We start from the raw sequence: 16,757 nt of genomic DNA, 5'->3' as shown, positions 1-16,757 counted from the left end.
AACCGCACGTTTCCGTGCGGTTTGATTGTTATGAAACCTTTGTTTACTCCTGATTTCCGGTCTCTGTCCCGAACATTTTCGGTACGCCGATCTTCTGCCAGGCCAGCACCCCGCCAACCAGCAGCACGCCGATGATGTCTGTCACATATCCGGGATAGATCAGCAGCAGGCCGCCTGCAATGGCAATGACCCGAAGCGCAATGCCGATCGCTTTTCCGGCTCCATGTCGTTCATAACTGCTGAAGCCGCTCAGGCCGTATGTCACACCATACATGCCGGCAATGGAAGTAACAGTAATCAGAGCCACTTCATACCAGGTGGTATTGATCAGCAGCATATCAGGACTCATCGCGAAGATAAACGGGATAATGAATCCCGCAATAGCAAGTCTCGTGGCGTTGACGCCGGTTTTCATCGGGCTGCCGCCGGAAATGGCGGAACCGGCATAGGCCGCCAGTGCCACAGGCGGTGTGATATCCGCAACAATGCCATAATAGAACACAAAGAAGTGTGCGGCAATCAGCGGAACATTCATCTTGAACAGAATCGGCGCGCAGGTCGATGCCATGATGCAGTATGTCGCTGTTGTGGGCAGACCCATGCCCAGGATAATACAGCAGATCATCGTCAGAACCAGGCCAAGGAACAGTTTGCCCTGGGATATGGTCACAATGGCATTAATCACTGTCGAAGCAAGTCCCGTAACCGTCAGGCAGCCGCAGATCAGGCCCGCCACGCCACAGGCCACAGCCACGGAGATACAGCTTCTTCCTCCGTTTTCAAGAGCTTCAAAAACATGAACCGGTTTAAAACGCTGATTATGAGTGCCTTCACCGGTTTCCAGCGGTTTGCCATGCCGGATATTGCGGTGAATATTACTGATAATACCCACAACAATCGTAGCCAGGATGGATACTGCCGCAGAAAACTGCATCGTCTTTGTATTCGAGCACACCAGGTATATCAGAATCGCAAGCGGCAACAGCAGATAGCTTTCCTTCATCAGTTCCTTGATCCGGGGAAGCTGCTCTTTGCTGAGTCCCTTGAGGCCAAGCCGTTTTGCCTCAAGATGTACGGAAAGGAAAACGCCCAGGAAATACAGGCAGGCCGGCAGAATAGCCCTGACAATGATGTCAGAGTACGGAACGCCCAGATAATCCGCCATCAGGAAAGCTGCAGCCCCCATAATCGGTGGCATGATCTGTCCGCCTGTTGACGCCGCAGCTTCAACCGCGCCGGAAAAGTTTTTATCATAGCCTGTCTTTTTCATCATCGGGATCGTAATAGAGCCCGTTGTAACGGTGTTGCCGACGGAAGAGCCGCTTACCATACCGCATAGTGCGGAGGAAATAACCGCCACTTTGGCAGGACCGCCGGCAAACCGTCCGGTCAGCCCGTTGGCCAGTGCAATGAAGAATTCTGAAATACCGGTTTTCTCCAGGAAAGCTCCGAATATGATAAATACAACGATGTATTTGGAGCATACATTCACCGGCGTGGACAGCAGGCCGTTTTCGTTGTAGAAAAGCTCATGCACTACATTGGCCAGCAGTTTGCCGTCCTTGACATAGAAATAGATCGTATATCCCAGGAAAATGCCGGCAACACAAAGAATCGGCAGTCCGACGCTCCGGCGGCAAAGCTCGCACAGCACAAGAATACCCACGATTCCCGCAATAATGTACACAGGATCGTTCAGCTTGGTCTTGATCCGGGTCGTCATCAGGTCGGGAGCCTTGAAAGTATAATAGAAGAAGGCTGCCGCACCCAGTATAATCAGTACAATATCATACCAGGGCATGTGATTGACCTTCACATGTCCTTTTTTTGCCGGATAGGTCAGATAGCCCATGATCACAACCAGCCCGAGAAATGAACTCAGCCGGACCTGATCCAGCATATTGGCAAACAACGTGACATACATACAGTACAGGGAAAAAGCCGCCAGAATAATTCCCACAAAAATCCTGGGCTTGCCTTCCCAGACCCGGACATTGCTTTCGCGGTCATATTTCCGCATAATCGCATCCAGCTCTGCTGCTGTTGTTTCTTTTTCCGCCGCAGATTCCGGAATCGTGTTTTGTTCCTTCTTGCTCACAGGCCATTCTCCTCAATCAGAATAAAAAAGAAAACGGGAATCCGTGCTCCGTATGGGAGACGGATTCCCGGATAAATCGCTTACTCAGCAGTCTCCACGGTGATGCCCTGTTCAGCAAAGTATTTGGCAGCGCCGGCATGATAAGGAATGCCGCAGACGGAAGCATATTCCAGATCAAGATCCTTGGCCTTGTCATGGGCAATGCTGTCCTTGCCTTCAAAGATTGTCTTCACAATCGTATAGGCTTCATCTTCGCTGACCTGGTCGTTGGCAATAATGGTCGCCTTGACGCCCACAGTCACAACGTCCTCATCCTGCTTGGCATAGGTGCCGGCAGGAATGACGCTCTTGGTATAGGCACCGGAAATGCCCTGAAGGATGGCAACATGCTCGTCATCCAGGGACACGAGATAGGTGTCCTTGCTGGTGGCCAGGTCGGTTACCGCAGGAGTGGGAGCGCCGGCCACAACGAAAGCCGCGTCGATCTTGCCGTCTTTCAGTGCTTCAGCGGAATCCGCAAAGCTCTGGTAGGTGGGGGTAATGTCATTTTCCGTCATGTCATAGGCATTCAGGAAGTCAATGGCATTGAAATACACGCCGGAACCCTGGGAACCGATAGAAACGTTTTTGCCTTTCAGATCCGCAACGCTCTTGATTTCGGGGTTGCAGGTGATCAGCTGTACTGTCTCAGTATAGAGGGCGGCGATAGCGGAGAAGGAAGTAACAGGGTCTCCTTCATAAATGCGGATGCCGTTGAAAGCATAGTAAGCCACGTCGTTCTGCACGAAGCCCAGCTGGGCAACCTGCATATCCAGCTTGTCGATGTTATCAGCGGAGCCGTTTCCGGCCACGGCTGTCATATCGACTTCAGAGTTCGCGGCCACATACTGGGCCAGTACGTTTCCGTAACCATAGTAGGTTCCGGCTGTGCCGCCGGTGGTGAATGTAAGGCCGTCCGCCAGCGCGGAAGCGGCAGCAAATACCATCATCAGGCTCAGAAGAAGTGCAAGCAGTTTTTTCATTGAATCCAATCCTCCAGTCAGTGTGAAATAAAAAAATCTGTTGCATACATGATACAACAGATTCAGAGCTTGCCTATGTCTTTTTCGTGTTCTGCTTTTTACCCGCGGAACAGGGAACGAAGGTCATTCACGATCTCATGGATAACGGTGACGGCTTCATCAATTTCCGCTTCTGTATTGCCGGTTCCCGTTGTCAGTCTCAGGCTTCCTTTTGCTTCCTGGTCTGTCAGTCCGATGGCTTTCAGCACATGACTGATTTCCTGGCTACCGGCTGTGCAGGCGCTGCCGCTCGACGCGGCGATTCCGGCCAGGTCCAGTCTCAGAAGCAGGGCCTCGCCATCAATTTTGTCAAAACTGATATTACAGTTGTTCGGCAGCCGGCCTTCCCTCGGCCCGTTCAGTTTTGTACCCGGGATCTCAGAAAGGATTGAGTTGATCAGTCGTTCCCGTAAACGGGTCATTTTATCGGCGTTTTGCTTCAGTTCTTTATTGGCAGCCTCTATGGCCGTTCCAAGGCCCACAATTCCGGGAACATTCTCCGTTCCGGCCCGTAAGCCCCGTTCCTGTTCTCCGCCGTGTATTAGGCTGTCTATATGCGTACCATGACGTACATACAGCGCCCCTGCCCCTTTCGGTCCATAGAATTTATGTGCGCTGATACTGAGCAGGTCAGCTTTCCATTCATTCACATTGATCGGAACAGCCCCCGCTGCCTGTACCGCATCCGTATGGAAACAAATCCCTTTCTCCCGCGCGGCAGCCCCGACTTCAGCGACCGGTTCGATTGTTCCGATCTCGTTGTTGGCCGCCATCATGCTGATCAGGATCGTATCCTCCCTGATTGCCGCAAGGATCTTTTCCGGAGCAATGTATCCTTCCTTGTCCGGAGTGATGTAGGATACCTCAAATCCATGTTTCTCAAGCCATCTGCAGGTGTTCAGCACAGCAGGATGCTCAATGTCCGTCGTAATGATATGTCTGCCTTTTTCCTTCAGGGCAAATGCCGTACCCTTTACAGCCAGGTTGTCGCTTTCGCTTCCGCAGCCGGTGAACAGAATCTCCCGTGGTTCGGCTCCGATAGCTTCGGCAACCTGCCTGCGTGCTTTTTCCACCGCCTTACGCGCTTCCCTGCCGGTACCGTAAACCGAGGAAGCATTTCCCCAGCAGTCGCTGAAAAAGGGGATCATTGCCTCGAGCACCTGTGCGCTGACCGGTGTTGTTGCCGCGTGATCCAGATAGATTCTGTTCATCATATTTCCGCCTTCTAAACAAACGATTCGCGATTGATCCTGTATCAGAAGTTTGTGCTGAACAGCGAGAAACTCCGGCTCATATCGTTAATCACAAAATAAACCATACTGATTATCAGGGTTACAAGAAGCAGAATCAGTAAAGCACCGCCGATCACAGCCACAAGGTTTCCTGCCCCGAGAGCTACACGGAATCTGGATTTGCGGATTTCCTGCCGTTCATCATCTGAAATCTCAGGTTCTTCCTCATCCGTCAGCTCATCAAAGCCATCGTCATATTCTTCTTCCTGTTCTTCCGTTTCGTACGGTTCTTCAGGATAAGGCTCATTACTCTTGAAATAGGCCATTTTTTCTCTCCTTACCCGGATATCATTCCGACTCCGCGTTTTTTCTGTTCACGCGCATAATCAGAAGGGCTGCGATCAGCACGCCCAGCAGAACGCCGCTTCCGTCCACTAAAACATCGGACCATTGTCCGCTTCTTCCTTCGATCAGAAGCTGATGAAACTCATCTGTACAGGCATAGATCGTTCCACCGCAGAACCCGGCGAGTGCAAGACTGCGTGTTTTTTTGACTTTCCGTCCGAACCAGCTTTCCAGGCAAAGCCGAAGCATCAGCCCCAGCAGCATGTACTCCGTGAAGTGCGCGCATTTACGTACGATATGCTGCACATCATCATATAAAAGCTTCTGTCTGGATTCTTCAAGCTGTTCATATTCCGGATGAATAATCGACATAACACTTCTCGAAATCAGACCGCTTGTCCTGTCTGAGTGTTCGGCATCCTCTGTTGAAAAAGCAAATATCATAACCATTACAGCAGCTGTCAGAAGCGTAGTCATTATCCTGACCCAGCTTCTCTGCCATCCGGTTTCCGTCATTCCCTGACCATCCTTTCGTTACATTTTATCATTGTACAGATACCATTCAGCTCCGTCAAGCAAAGAAAAGAAGCAGGTATTGCATACCCGCTTCTTTTCTTTTCAGGCTGTATCCTGTCACTGGAAGAGTTCTTTCACTCTGTCCATAAAGCTCTTTCGGTTTTCATACTCCCGGTCTCCCGTGGTAGCGTCAAACTCGCGCAGCAGATCCTTCTGCTTGTTCGTCAGCCGTCTCGGAATCTCCACTTTGACGCGCAGAATCAGATCACCCTTTCCGCTGCCCCTCAACTGCTGGATGCCGGCTCCCTTGATCCTGAATTCTGTGCCGGGCTGTGTTCCCTCAGGGATACGATATTTCACGGGGCCGTTCAGGGTCGGAACCTGTACGTCTCCACCCAGCGCAGCTGTAGCGAAACTGATGGGGAAATCAAGCAGGAGATTGTATCCGTCCCGCTTGAACAGATTGTGCGGCTTGACATTCACCACAATATACAGGTCGCCGTTCGGTCCTCCCCGCATACCGGGTTCACCCTGGGCATTCATGATGATTGTCTGCCCATGATCAATTCCAGCGGGAACCTTTACAGTCACGGTTCTCTTTTTCCTGACCCGTCCTGTTCCGCCGCAGGAAGAGCACTTCTCCTTGATCATCTTACCGCTTCCGCCGCATGTGGGACAGGTCCTGACCGTTGTCATCCATCCTCCGCTCTGACGGATCTGGCCTGTACCTTTACAGGTGGTACATGTTACAGGGCTTGTCCCGGGCTTTGCTCCGCTGCCTTTACAGGTTTCGCACAGCTCATTCCGGAAGATTTCAAAGCTCTTTTCGCAGCCTTTGGCCGCTTCTTCAAATGTGATGCGCAGCTCATACCGCAGGTCGTTTCCCTGTACCGGACCCTGGCTCCTGGAACTTCTGCCCATACCGCCGTTAAACAGCTGGTCAAAAATATCTCCCATGCCGAAATCAAATCCGCCGGCAAAAGGATTGCCTCCGCCGCCCATTCCGGCCATCGGGTCTTCAAATCCGTACTGATCATACCGGGCCCGTTTCTGCGGATCACTCAGAACCTCATTGGCTTCATTCAGTTCTTTGAACCGTTCCACAGCTTCTTTGTCATCCGGATGCAGATCCGGATGGCATTCTTTGGCTTTTTTCCGATAAGCTTTTTTAATCTCGTCGTCTGTCGCGTTCTTTCCGACGCCGAGCACCTCATAGTAATCCCGCTTATTCGCCATAAAGCCATCTCACCTTCTTCCTCAAAGCAAGCCCACCCTCTTATCGGGGGCGGGCTTGCCTGCCGGATATCTTATTCCTTAAACCGATTGTTATTCAACGCTTCCGTCCGCGTTTACGCTGCCGTCATCGTTGGTGGTTCCCGCCTCCGGGCCTGCGCCGTTCATGGGATCAGCTCCGCCGGCCTGCTGCTGGTAAAGCTTTCCGAAAACAGCGTATACCTTCTGGGTGAAGCCTTCCATTGCGTTCTTGATTTCGTCTGCGTTGTTGCCCTCACGCACTTTCTTGAAAGCGTCGATCTCGTTCTGCACGGCGTTCTTATCTTCATCAGACAGCTTATCGCCGTTTTCACGCAGCGTCTTCTCTGTTTCATAGATCAGGCTGTCCGCGTGGTTCAGGGTTTCGACCTCTTCCTTGCGCTTCTTGTCCTGTTCTGCGAACTGTTCAGCTTCCTTTACACGCTGGTTGATCTCTTCTTCGGACAGGTTCGTGCTGGCAGTAATAGTGATCTGCTGCTCGTTGCCTGTTGCCTTGTCCTTGGCGCTGACGTTCACGATACCGTTGTTGTCAATGCTGAAGGTAACTTCAATCTGCGGCACGCCTCTGGGCGCGGGTGCAATACCGGTCAGCTGGAAGCGGCCCAGGGTCTTGTTATCGTAAGCCATCTGCCGTTCGCCCTGCAGGACATGGATCTCAACCGTGGTCTGTCCGTCTGCAGCGGTGGAGAACACCTGGCTCTTGCTGGTCGGAATGGTGGTGTTACGCTCAATCAGCTTAGTGAAGATATGGCCTTCCGTCTCGAGGCCCAGGCTCAGCGGCGTAACGTCCAGCAGCAGCACGTCTTTGACTTCGCCGCCCAGAACACCGCCCTGGATGGCAGCGCCGATGGCAACGCACTCATCGGGGTTGATGCCCTTGAAGGGCTCCTTGCCGGTCACCTTTTTCACAGCTTCCTGAACTGCGGGGATACGGGTGCTGCCGCCCACCAGGATCACCTTATTGATCTGGTCAACTGTCAGGCCGGCATCCTTAAGGGCTTTGCGCATGGGTTCAACCGTGGCGTCCACCAGATCCGCGGTCAGTTCATTGAACTTGGCCTGGGTCAGGGTAACGTCCAGATGCTTCGGGCCGGTGGCGTCTGCTGTAATGAAGGGCAGATTGATATTGGCGGTTGTCGTTCCGCTCAGTTCAATCTTGGCCTTTTCAGCAGCTTCCTTCAGACGCTGAGCTGCAATCTTGTCCTGCTTCAGGTCAATACCGTTTTCTTTCTTGAACTGTTCAGCCACATAGTCAATGATCCGCTGGTCAAAATCATCACCGCCCAGACGGGTGTTACCATTGGTGCTCAACACTTCAAACACGCCGTCGCCGATGTCCAGGATACTTACGTCGAATGTGCCGCCGCCCAGGTCGTATACCAGGATCTTCTGGTTTTCTTCCTTGTCCAGGCCATAAGCCAGGGACGCAGCAGTAGGCTCGTTGATAATACGCAGCACTTCCAGTCCGGCAATACGTCCGGCATCCTTGGTCGCCTGACGCTGACTGTCATTGAAGTAGGCAGGAACCGTGATAACCGCCTGGGAAACTTTTTCGCCCAGATAGCTTTCAGCGGTCTCTTTCATCTTGGTCAGAATCATGGCGCTGATATCCTGGGGAGTGTACTGTTTCCCATCAATATTTACTTTATAGCTGGTACCCATTTCACGCTTGATGGAAATCACCGTCCGGTCCGGATTGGTGACGGCCTGGCGCTTGGCCACCTGACCGATCAGGCGTTCACCGTCTTTGGTAAAAGCCACCACAGAAGGCGTGGTCCGGCTGCCTTCAGCATTCGCGATAACAGTCGGCTGTCCGCCTTCCATTACAGCCACGCAGCTGTTTGTAGTACCCAGGTCAATACCGATAATCTTGCTCATAATGATCCCTCCGTTTATCTTCATCCTGTTGATAACTGATTTATTTCCGAAAACGCTTTCGCGTTATTCAGGCACAACTTTTACCATGGCATGTCTGAGAACCTTGTCTCCGATCATGTATCCTTTCTGCAGTACCTGGCACACGGTTCCGGGCTCACCTTCGTCCTCTGTACCCTGCAGAATGGCGTTTTCCAGATTGGGGTCGAATTTTTCCCCAAGTCTGTTAATGGGCTTGACTTCCATCTTTCCGTAGGCGTCCGTCATCTGTTTCAGCACCATTTCGACACCGTTCTTCAGCGCTTCATCAGTGCTTCCGGCCGCCGCGTCTACAGCCCGTTCAAGATTGTCAAGCACCGGCAGCATCATGGCGGCTACGTCTTTCCGGCCGTCTGCATAGGCGTCAGCCCTGACACTTTCATTCCTGCGGCGGAAGTTTTCAAAATCCGCCTGTACCCTCTGGGCAAGCGCCAGGTACTCAGCCGCTTTGGCATTGGCCTCATCCAGCGCCTGTTTAACCGGATCCTGAACCTCTTCAGCGACCGCCTCTTTCGGTTCGGTTTCCTTTTCTTCTTCCGCTGGAATCTCGTTCTTCATTTCTTCCGGTGTCTCGTTGATTTCGTTCTTCTTCCTGCTCATATTTGCGCCTTTCATTCCTGATTCCGGGAAGGATTGTTTTCATCCTCGCCGTTAAACATATCCGTCAGCTGATGTCCCATCATGTTCAGGATGGAAATCACCCGTGAATATCTCATTCTTGTCGGCCCGATTACGCCGATGGTTCCCTGCTGTCCTCCCCGGGTTGAATAAGTAGCCGTAATGATGGAACAGTCAGCCATTTCCGGCACGCCTGTTTCAGGACCGATCCGGACTGTAAAGGCCAGTTCTCCGTTCCCGCGGACAATTTCCGCCAGCTTGTCTCTTGTTTCCATCAGGCTGAGAAAACTTCTTGCCTTGTCCACATCGCTGTATTCGGGATAACTCAGCATGTTGCTGGTGCCGCCCACAGCCACATGAGGGCTTCTGGAGGCTTGCTGACCTTCCGTGAAATACCCATACAGTCCGCGGAGTACTTCGTCATTTCCTTCCATGCGGCGGATAAGCTCCGGCAGAACCTTGCAGGCATCGCTCAGTGTGCAGCCTTTCAGCTCATTGGTCAGCGTTCTGGAAATAGCATACAGCGTATCGCCGTCCATTTCAGGACTGATACGGATAACACTGTCCCGTATAACACCCTGATCTGTGACAATCACCACAAGGGCGCTTCCGATGGAAACCGGCACCAGCTGGATTGTCTGCAGCCTGGGTTCAAGCCCGTTCGGGGAAAGAACCACTGCTGTGTATTGTGTCAGGCTGGACAGCACACGGGCCGCATGATCTATGACGTCCTCCATCTGGTGAATCCGTCCGGAGAAATGACCCAGAACGCTCTCCGCGCTGTCATCCGGTATCACGCCAGACTGCAGCAGGGAATCCACATAAAGCCTGTACGCCTTGGCTGAAGGAACCCGGCCGGCAGAAACATGCGGCTGATCAAGGAATCCCAGTTCTTCCAGATCGCTCATCTCATTCCGGATCGTGGCGGAAGATAATCCGGTTTCGTACTTTTTGCTGATTGTCCGCGATCCAACCGGAATGCCGGTCAGAATATAATCGTCAATGATCGCGCGTAAAATCCGTCTTTTGCGCTCGTCCATCTGCATCTGACCGTCTCCTTTCCTGTGGTTGTTAGCACTCACCGCTTTCGAGTGCTAACCACAGGCATAATGTATCACCAAGCCTTTTCTTTGTCAATACTTTCAAGGCCTGTTTTCAGTGAATTCTTTGTGTGGAAATGTGAACGGACTGTGAATAATCACAGCCCGTTTGTCTGATAAATCCGGCTCCCCAGTTCCGGGGATACATACATGATGGCAAAGGCCTCCGGAGAGTAGTTGTAGAGGTAGATGGTTGTACCGTCTGCCGTCATCCATCCTTCGGCATCTGTAATCAGTTCAGTTTTATACCGGTTTGGGTTGATTGCATCCATCAGCGCTTTGATTTTCAGCGGTTCAGCCGGTGTCTTTTCACCATACAGGGAACAGAGCGCACCGGATAAATAACTGAAATCATCAGCGTCCTTCTGCCGTGCAAACTCGTATGAAATCATCAGAAGCCGGTTGTCCCTGAACATAAAGACCAGATCTGCCGTAAACCGGCTGACTGTCACTTTGCCGTCTGTCAGCATGATGGACCAGTTCTGCATGCTGCGTTCCGTCATCTGTTCGGCTTCGAGCGCCTTTACCTGCTGCTGATTCATACCCCAGCGGATTCCGTCCCTGAACCGGAAAGCATCAGGCGCCGGCGTAGCGGTCGGCATACTGAACCAGTCTCGGATATCGGAAACCGTCTCAGCGCCGGTTATTCCGGTCAGCGCAATGATCAACAGAACCGTCAGAACGACTGCAGCTGTTCTTCTCATCGGATGCTCTCCTTTCAACAACTTCTGTTTATGCTTCAGCCACGTTTTCTCCCGCCAGCTGCAGCAGCTGATTCCTGGCTTCCCGCAGGATTCGCTCCTGTTCTGCGGCGTATCCGTTTTCAGGTTCGTAGACAATTTCGTCTCCGAAGGTAAACGTGCGTTTTTCCCTGTTGGCAAAAACCGGCATAATGCGCAGTTTTTTTCCGGATCGTTTCCACCAGGCCTCCGCAAGCATCAGGAATCCGGGAGACAATTCACTGACGCTGCCCTTCACATACTTTCCGTCAGGATGTTCCGGAAAGATCATCAGGTTATCTCCGTTTTCCAGTGCCTCGACACTTTTCCGGAGCGTCATTCTCAGCTTCATCGGAGAATCCCGGTATACCGGAATGGCATTCAGCCCGCACATGACATTCACACTGAGCCAGCCCATGAGCCTGGCCAGAAGCCTGCGAACGAATACGGGCAGGAAGGTTTTCTTGCTGAAGGTGTTCTCATACAGATAGGCCCTGACATCCTGGGATCTTCCCATCATGTGGGAAATAACCCAGAATCTGACAGGCACCGGAAAACACAATGCACTTGCAATCGGTCCGTATATCTCGGCATGGTTGCCGAGAAAAACCAGCGGGTTTTCACTGTCCTGCCTGATATGATTCAGATTGACCATTTTATGTCTGTTGAAAGGCCTGAGAATACCGATGACGATTTTCGTAACCAGCTTTTCTTTCATCCCTGCCTTTTTCTGAATCAGGATATCCGTGCCGTCCATATTTTACTCTCTCACTCAGTTATTTTTTTCTCCGTTTGTTTTCAGGAGGATCATACCAAGTACAGCAGGAATGGCAACTACAATAATCATTGCCGCGTAGATCAGCAGTTTGTTCCAGGTAGTCCGGTCCAGGGCGAATTCCAGACCGATCACGGCGCCAGTAATCAGCGGAAGGCTGACCAGTGAGGCAACAGAAAGAGCAGACTTCGGTCTTTTTCCCCTGATCACAGCCAGCACAACTCCCAGCGCAAGCATCAGTGCGGCCGCAATCTGCTGCAGTCCTACAAATGATACGCTCAGGAACCGGTCATACCGCAGGCTTTCTGTGATGATGGAAGCCGCTCCGAAAAGAAGCAGGAAAGCGTTTGCAAGGTTCCCCGCCTTTTCTTTACGGGACATCCGAAGCGCCAGCACAATGAACAGGACGATCGCTACAGCGGCTGCCACATAGTACGTGGCCAGACAGGGTTCATCTCCACCCACGGCCAGGAAACTGCCTTTCAGGAAGGTGCTGTCCAACGGCCGGCTGATATCAAAATCCTCAATGCGGCTTTCCCCGATCCGCTCAGCAGCAATAAACGGCAGTATCGAAAGACAGACCGCATTCAATACTTTGCCGGCATTCTCTTTCGTGATCCTTGCGCTGATATTTCCTCCCACCAGCGCACCGCCGATCAGTCCGAACATGCTCCAGCCCCCGCCGTTTACCTGCGGCCAGAAGGACAAGGGTGTCATGTGACCCAGTTCCTTGTTCAGCAGACAAAAGGATACTCGGGAGCAGATCACCCCGCAGAGAACGGAGAGAACGGCTGTCAGCAGGGATGTTCCCTTTTTGAATGACAGACTGCGCCCGGTAACGCACAGGCAGATAACGGCAAACAGTACGCCCAGGGCAACATAGGCTCCGAAAGCATACATCCGTATGCCCAGCACTTCAATGATTACGGCTTCTTCAATCAGATTCATTCCGTCAAAACCTCTCTGTTCTGAATACGGAAACATACTTTCCGGCTTGCAGACCGGAAAGTATGCTGAATTTTCTTTCTTTTATGGTTGCATTGTCGCGAAATAGACAATATCGCTCAGAGTACGGTCGTCAGCACCGGGCTGTCCTTTGATCACCTGGTCGCCGAATACCATTTCAGCGCTGTTTCCGCCGTCCAGGTTGAACGCCTGTACGCAGCCCAGGTTGTACATGAATTCGGCCAGCTTTCTCTGGGAGAATCCGGTATTACCGGATCGGTCCTTGGGCTGGATAATGACCATCACATAGCTCAGCGGACCCATCTGTCCGATAGCAGTCCTGGGTTCACGCCCGTTGGGATTATATCCGTAGTTCTCATCCAGTTCCAGCAGGACGCCGTCTTTTACCAGGGCCGGGCCGAAGGTGAAAGCATTGATAATAGACCGGCCTTCCTTCTTCAGTTGATCAGGCAATTCCTTGATTCCCTGGGACTTTATAAATAAACGGAAATTACCCAGGTCGTCAATCACCAGAATGTCCTTGGTCTTGTTGGTCTTGCTGCGGATTGCTTTGGTCATACGGAATTCAAACGTGGTTTTCTGGGGATTATCCACATAGTTGTCCCCGTTGATCGCGATCACGGCATTGTAATACTTTGCCATCGCTTTCACTGTCTTCGTCCGTGTGGAGGATGTCTTTTCAGGATTGGCCACCCCTGTGCGCAGCTGGCAAGGATCCGCAATCTGAATATAGGCAACATACATTTTGGTGCCGTCGTCCATTTCCTGTTTTTCCATCTTTACGCGGATCGTCTCATCCTCATAGCTGTCTTCGGTATACAGGGCAGCGTCCGGGGCCGGAGGAACAGTAAAATCAAACGGGATCACCCATTCCGGATGCGCTTCAAAAGCGCCTTCAGCCGGTTTTTCCCCGTCCAGTTCCTCTTCCTCAACTTCCTCTTCCGGCAGATCTTCCGCCATGGCGCCGGGGAAAAACAGTTTGCCGAAATCAATTTCGTCTTCCCCGTCGTTCATCAGTTCCATTTTGACATCATTGAGCAGATTCGGGGAAGACACTGTAAAAGGAATGATCAGGATCATCGCTGCGCACAGCAGAATCAGCAGTATCCGTAAGGGCATTTTCATCTTATTCTTCCTCTTCCCCATCTTCCGCCATTTTTGTGTTGAAAATCTCAACCAGTTTCTGGCCGAGGGTTTCGTCCTCAATCAGTTCGAAGCTTTCTGTTTCCTCGCCGTCCTCATCCTGCTCTGCAACAATTTTGCAGATAATGCATTCCTGCTGTCCGTCTTCAGGTTCTTCATCGGACGCTTCCACCAGCAGGGCATATTCCTCTCCGTTGTAGAACATATAGTCAACTACGGTATAATTGTATTCGTTACCGTCTTCATCTTCAAAGACGATGACGTCCTCTTCCATGTTGTTCATTTCGTTGTCACTCATTTTGTAATTCCTGCCTTTCTTCAGTCTCAGTTTAGAATATGTCTAAACAATTTTACATTATACCCGAACCCTTTTTCTTTGACAAGTTGACTTTCCCCAGTCTCGGCCTTATCATTGGACAGGCGGGTTATCCTTCTGCTTCAGGGCATGCCGGGTTCCGTCCTGTTCCTGGATCACCAGGTTATCCAGCATGGCTTTCATGTTTTCCCGGTATTCTGCCAGGTATTCACGCCGGAGTTCTGCCTGTTCCGCCGTTTCCGCCTCGGTCAGTCCGACGGCCTTTTTCTTTCTGGCCAGTTCATTGATTCGTTCAATCTTTTTCTTCTCCATATTCTTTCCTCTTGACGTTTCGTGATTATGATGCATTAAGGAGACGTTTTATGATTCAGGGTAAATGGTTTTCCCCGGGTGACGATCTTTCCTCTGTTTTATCCGTCCGCGAGGCTGTGCTGGGGTTTGGAACAGATTCCCTTGATCCGGAAAGCTGGAATGTGCTTGTTTTTGAGGACTCCATCCCGGCTGCCACCGGCCGCATCTGGTGGAAAGACGGCAGCTTCTGGCTGGGCGATATTGCCGTAGTGGAATCCCGCCGCGGCAGGCATCTCGGAGACCTGGTGCTGCGCCTTCTTCTGTACAAAGCCCAGAGTCATTCTGCGCGGGAAGTCCGTCTCCGCTGTCCCCGTGACCTGACAGGATTCTTTTCCCGTCTGGGGCTGCGGGAAGATGCTTCCCCCGAATCCGATCCCGTTGAAATGATGATTCCAGGCGAGCAGATTGATCTGGATACCTGCAGCCGCTGTCCGAAAAAGAACTGTCCGAACCGTCAGCCCGGCTGATCCTCTTTCGGTTTCATTTTACGCACATCGCTGCCGGCAATCAGCGTCAGGATCATCGCCAGCAATGCGCTTCCCATCTTCACCGCAAAATCTGCGATATCGCTTCCTGCTGACAGAATTCCCTTCGTTGTCAGGATATTCAGCACAAGGCAGGCTGTAACTGCCGTCATTTCTGCGGCGGTTCTCAGCGGCATACGGCAGATTTTTGCCCTTCTGATCGTCCAGATAACAAGGCACAGCAGTACAGTTGCTGAAGAAGTGTAGTGAAACAGGATATGCGGCTCCAGGCGGAAATCTTCCGTACCAAGCCTGATCACCGACCAGAGGCATACCGCGGTCATCAGTATGTCTCCGTTATCCGGAAACTCTTCCCTGCGCAGAATCAGCCATACGCATAGCAGCAGAAACAGAATCAGTGCCGCGACGGCTTCAATCCGCATCGGCCTGTAACATCCTTCTTCACACAGCCATCTTACCTGGGGCAGCGGTTCAATCACCGCTGCTCCTTTTCCATAGGAAATATCCTGAAAGGTTTTCAGGAAGGCAAGGGCCGGCAGAAGTCCAAAGCCTATTCCGTTCATCACCTGGCCGGCAAATATGGGTTTGCCGGTTCTCTTTTTCCGGTTCATCAGCCACCAGGTCATGAACAGGAGCAGTACGATGACCGACAGGATTCCGTAAACGGCGGTAACGGTAAAGGTGATACCGAAAACCTCAAATAGTCTTTCACTCATGAGTTCACTCCTCCCTGAACACCCATCTGTCCTGTACCCGGTAGCTCAGGAAATACAGCAACGTGTCCATCAGGATTTTGGCAAGCCAGTCCGCCATACCGATTTGTCCAAGCGTCCATACGCCCACATTGGAGATGGTGATGATCGCAATGCACAGCAGCGCGTAACGGAGAGCCGGCCTTCCGGCTTTTCCTTTCATCTGGAAAACCAGGTTCTTGTTCAGCAGGAAATTGATCACAGAGCTGACAAGGCGTGCTCCATAGCCGCTGACCTGAACGTTCATCATGCTGCCGCGTACCAGGCCGGCTGCAGGCAGCATCCATTTCCGCAGAATCAGCGCAAGGATCTGGTCAATCGCAAAGCAGATCAGGGACACGCTCATGAACTTGAAGAAGCTGCCGAAAATAACTTTGTAGATCCGCCAGCTGTCACGAATCGGATGAAAATGGGTACCTTCGTTGTTGTTCTCGTAGATTGTCTCAATGGCAACCGGAATCATCGGGATCCGCGCCCGTGAACAGGCGATCAGTACTTTCATTTCATATTCGTACCGTTCACCTTCGACCTCGGTCATGAAAGCCAGTTCTTCCTTCCGGAAAGCCCTCAGGCCGGTCTGGGTATCGGGCAGATACTGACCGTACAGCAGCTTGAACACAGCGGAAGTAATTTTGTTTCCGGATCTGCTCTTTGGCGGAATGCATTCCAGGTTGAAATCGCGGCTGCCCAGGTAAAGAGCCTTTTCACCTTTTTCCAGTTCCGCTGCCAGCCGCAGGCAGTCAGTCACTGTGTGCTGTCCGTCCGCATCCGCAGTAATGACGCCCGTTATATCCGTCAGGTTTTCCATGATATACCTGTATCCGGTTTTCAGGGCAACGCCCTTTCCTTTGTTCACCTCGTGGCGCAGAACAACCGTATCCTCCACCGCGCTCACTTCATCAAACACAGGCCTGAATGCCTCGCCGGATCCGTCATCCACTACAACAATATGGGCAAATCCGTTCTTTTTCAATTCCTGTATATAGGCCGGCAGTCTGCTGTCCGGCTCCAGTGAGGGGATCAGGATCACTGCCTGTTCCGCCGCGTGCTTGACCATCTGCATTTTCATCCTCTCTGTCATTGGATCCGGCTTA

18 protein-coding genes are annotated in these 16,757 nt (G+C 51.9%); 1 reads left to right on the top strand and 17 read right to left on the bottom strand.

The features are described 5' to 3' along the window. Positions 1-43 precede the first annotated feature (43 nt). The 15 genes from JYE49_RS04080 to JYE49_RS04010 form a co-directional block, all read right to left on the bottom strand. The gene (locus JYE49_RS04080; RefSeq protein ID WP_283399303.1) at positions 44-2,098 is read right to left on the bottom strand and encodes a TRAP transporter permease; all 2,055 of its coding nucleotides are present in this window, start codon (positions 2,096-2,098) and stop codon (positions 44-46) included. A gap of 80 nt (positions 2,099-2,178) precedes the next feature. Further along, positions 2,179-3,120, bottom strand: a complete 942-nt coding sequence (locus JYE49_RS04075) for a TAXI family TRAP transporter solute-binding subunit (protein WP_093956187.1) — start codon at positions 3,118-3,120, stop codon at positions 2,179-2,181. A gap of 98 nt (positions 3,121-3,218) precedes the next feature. After that, positions 3,219-4,370: a cysteine desulfurase NifS gene (nifS, locus tag JYE49_RS04070; protein ID WP_179217206.1), complete on the bottom strand. Its 1,152-nt coding sequence runs from the start codon at positions 4,368-4,370 to the stop codon at positions 3,219-3,221. Between the two features lie 44 nt (positions 4,371-4,414). After that, complete coding sequence (locus tag JYE49_RS04065; protein ID WP_093956185.1) at positions 4,415-4,717, bottom strand: hypothetical protein; 303 nt, start codon at positions 4,715-4,717, stop codon at positions 4,415-4,417. Between the two features lie 22 nt (positions 4,718-4,739). Then, a complete protein-coding gene (locus tag JYE49_RS04060) occupies positions 4,740-5,213 on the bottom strand; it encodes a VanZ family protein (protein WP_283399319.1) in 474 nt (157 codons plus the stop codon). 156 nt (positions 5,214-5,369) lie between these two features. Beyond that, positions 5,370-6,488: a molecular chaperone DnaJ gene (dnaJ, locus tag JYE49_RS04055; protein WP_093956183.1), complete on the bottom strand. Its 1,119-nt coding sequence runs from the start codon at positions 6,486-6,488 to the stop codon at positions 5,370-5,372. 90 nt (positions 6,489-6,578) lie between these two features. Next, a complete protein-coding gene (dnaK, locus tag JYE49_RS04050; protein WP_093956182.1) occupies positions 6,579-8,402 on the bottom strand; it encodes a molecular chaperone DnaK in 1,824 nt (607 codons plus the stop codon). Between the two features lie 63 nt (positions 8,403-8,465). Then, positions 8,466-9,038 carry a nucleotide exchange factor GrpE gene (gene grpE, locus JYE49_RS04045; protein WP_179217205.1) on the bottom strand — a complete coding sequence of 191 codons (573 nt, stop codon included), beginning with the start codon at positions 9,036-9,038 and terminating at the stop codon, positions 8,466-8,468. Positions 9,039-9,049: 11 nt separating this feature from the next. After that, entirely contained in the window at positions 9,050-10,102 is a 1,053-nt protein-coding gene (gene hrcA / locus JYE49_RS04040; protein ID WP_093956180.1) for a heat-inducible transcriptional repressor HrcA, read from the bottom strand. Between the two features lie 152 nt (positions 10,103-10,254). After that, positions 10,255-10,860, bottom strand: coding sequence for a hypothetical protein (locus JYE49_RS04035; protein WP_093956179.1), 606 nt, complete (start codon positions 10,858-10,860; stop codon positions 10,255-10,257). A gap of 28 nt (positions 10,861-10,888) precedes the next feature. Then, positions 10,889-11,632 carry a lysophospholipid acyltransferase family protein gene (locus tag JYE49_RS04030; protein WP_093956178.1) on the bottom strand — a complete coding sequence of 248 codons (744 nt, stop codon included), beginning with the start codon at positions 11,630-11,632 and terminating at the stop codon, positions 10,889-10,891. Positions 11,633-11,647: 15 nt separating this feature from the next. Then, positions 11,648-12,598, bottom strand: a complete 951-nt coding sequence (locus JYE49_RS04025) for a prolipoprotein diacylglyceryl transferase family protein (RefSeq protein ID WP_179217204.1) — start codon at positions 12,596-12,598, stop codon at positions 11,648-11,650. An 81-nt stretch (positions 12,599-12,679) separates the two neighbouring features. After that, positions 12,680-13,741 carry a phosphodiester glycosidase family protein gene (locus JYE49_RS04020; RefSeq protein WP_179217203.1) on the bottom strand — a complete coding sequence of 354 codons (1,062 nt, stop codon included), beginning with the start codon at positions 13,739-13,741 and terminating at the stop codon, positions 12,680-12,682. A gap of 1 nt (position 13,742) precedes the next feature. After that, on the bottom strand, positions 13,743-14,057 hold the full coding sequence (locus tag JYE49_RS04015) for a DUF1292 domain-containing protein (RefSeq protein ID WP_093956175.1): 315 nt from the start codon (positions 14,055-14,057) through the stop codon (positions 13,743-13,745). 111 nt (positions 14,058-14,168) lie between these two features. After that, positions 14,169-14,387 carry a DUF896 domain-containing protein gene (locus JYE49_RS04010; RefSeq protein ID WP_093956174.1) on the bottom strand — a complete coding sequence of 73 codons (219 nt, stop codon included), beginning with the start codon at positions 14,385-14,387 and terminating at the stop codon, positions 14,169-14,171. 50 nt (positions 14,388-14,437) lie between these two features. On the opposite strand from JYE49_RS04010, the gene JYE49_RS04005 reads away from it, so the two are divergent. Next, positions 14,438-14,893, top strand: coding sequence for a GNAT family N-acetyltransferase (locus tag JYE49_RS04005; protein WP_093956173.1), 456 nt, complete (start codon positions 14,438-14,440; stop codon positions 14,891-14,893). Here JYE49_RS04005 and JYE49_RS04000 read toward each other — a convergent pair. Both JYE49_RS04000 and JYE49_RS03995 read right to left on the bottom strand, forming a co-directional pair. Beyond that, positions 14,881-15,627 (bottom strand): hypothetical protein, encoded by a 747-nt coding sequence (locus tag JYE49_RS04000; RefSeq protein ID WP_093956172.1) that lies wholly within the window; start codon positions 15,625-15,627, stop codon positions 14,881-14,883. The genes JYE49_RS04005 and JYE49_RS04000 overlap by 13 nt on opposite strands. A 4-nt stretch (positions 15,628-15,631) precedes the next feature. Further along, positions 15,632-16,744, bottom strand: coding sequence for a bifunctional glycosyltransferase family 2/GtrA family protein (locus JYE49_RS03995; RefSeq protein ID WP_093956171.1), 1,113 nt, complete (start codon positions 16,742-16,744; stop codon positions 15,632-15,634). Positions 16,745-16,757 lie beyond the last annotated feature (13 nt).

The sequence above is a fragment of the Aristaeella hokkaidonensis genome, assembly GCF_018128945.1.
Lineage (GTDB): Bacteria > Bacillota > Clostridia > Christensenellales > Aristaeellaceae > Aristaeella > Aristaeella hokkaidonensis.
The sequence above is the reverse complement of the archived record's forward strand: the minus strand, read 5'-3'. Positions and strand labels throughout refer to the sequence as shown.

Coding starts and splice junctions, on each gene's coding strand:
- JYE49_RS04025 (WP_179217204.1), bottom strand. CDS start 12,598: ATGAATCTGATTGAAGAAGCCGTAATCATTGAAGTGCTGGGCATACGG.
- grpE (WP_179217205.1), bottom strand. CDS start 9,038: ATGAGCAGGAAGAAGAACGAAATCAACGAGACACCGGAAGAAATGAAG.
- JYE49_RS04030 (WP_093956178.1), bottom strand. CDS start 11,632: ATGGACGGCACGGATATCCTGATTCAGAAAAAGGCAGGGATGAAAGAA.
- dnaJ (WP_093956183.1), bottom strand. CDS start 6,488: ATGGCGAATAAGCGGGATTACTATGAGGTGCTCGGCGTCGGAAAGAAC.
- JYE49_RS04020 (WP_179217203.1), bottom strand. CDS start 13,741: ATGAAAATGCCCTTACGGATACTGCTGATTCTGCTGTGCGCAGCGATG.
- dnaK (WP_093956182.1), bottom strand. CDS start 8,402: ATGAGCAAGATTATCGGTATTGACCTGGGTACTACAAACAGCTGCGTG.
- JYE49_RS03995 (WP_093956171.1), bottom strand. CDS start 16,744: ATGACAGAGAGGATGAAAATGCAGATGGTCAAGCACGCGGCGGAACAG.
- JYE49_RS04060 (WP_283399319.1), bottom strand. CDS start 5,213: ATGACTACGCTTCTGACAGCTGCTGTAATGGTTATGATATTTGCTTTT.
- nifS (WP_179217206.1), bottom strand. CDS start 4,370: ATGAACAGAATCTATCTGGATCACGCGGCAACAACACCGGTCAGCGCA.
- JYE49_RS04010 (WP_093956174.1), bottom strand. CDS start 14,387: ATGGAGAAGAAAAAGATTGAACGAATCAATGAACTGGCCAGAAAGAAA.
- JYE49_RS04065 (WP_093956185.1), bottom strand. CDS start 4,717: ATGGCCTATTTCAAGAGTAATGAGCCTTATCCTGAAGAACCGTACGAA.
- JYE49_RS04005 (WP_093956173.1), top strand. CDS start 14,438: ATGATTCAGGGTAAATGGTTTTCCCCGGGTGACGATCTTTCCTCTGTT.
- hrcA (WP_093956180.1), bottom strand. CDS start 10,102: ATGCAGATGGACGAGCGCAAAAGACGGATTTTACGCGCGATCATTGAC.
- JYE49_RS04015 (WP_093956175.1), bottom strand. CDS start 14,057: ATGAGTGACAACGAAATGAACAACATGGAAGAGGACGTCATCGTCTTT.
- JYE49_RS04075 (WP_093956187.1), bottom strand. CDS start 3,120: ATGAAAAAACTGCTTGCACTTCTTCTGAGCCTGATGATGGTATTTGCT.
- JYE49_RS04000 (WP_093956172.1), bottom strand. CDS start 15,627: ATGAGTGAAAGACTATTTGAGGTTTTCGGTATCACCTTTACCGTTACC.
- JYE49_RS04035 (WP_093956179.1), bottom strand. CDS start 10,860: ATGAGAAGAACAGCTGCAGTCGTTCTGACGGTTCTGTTGATCATTGCG.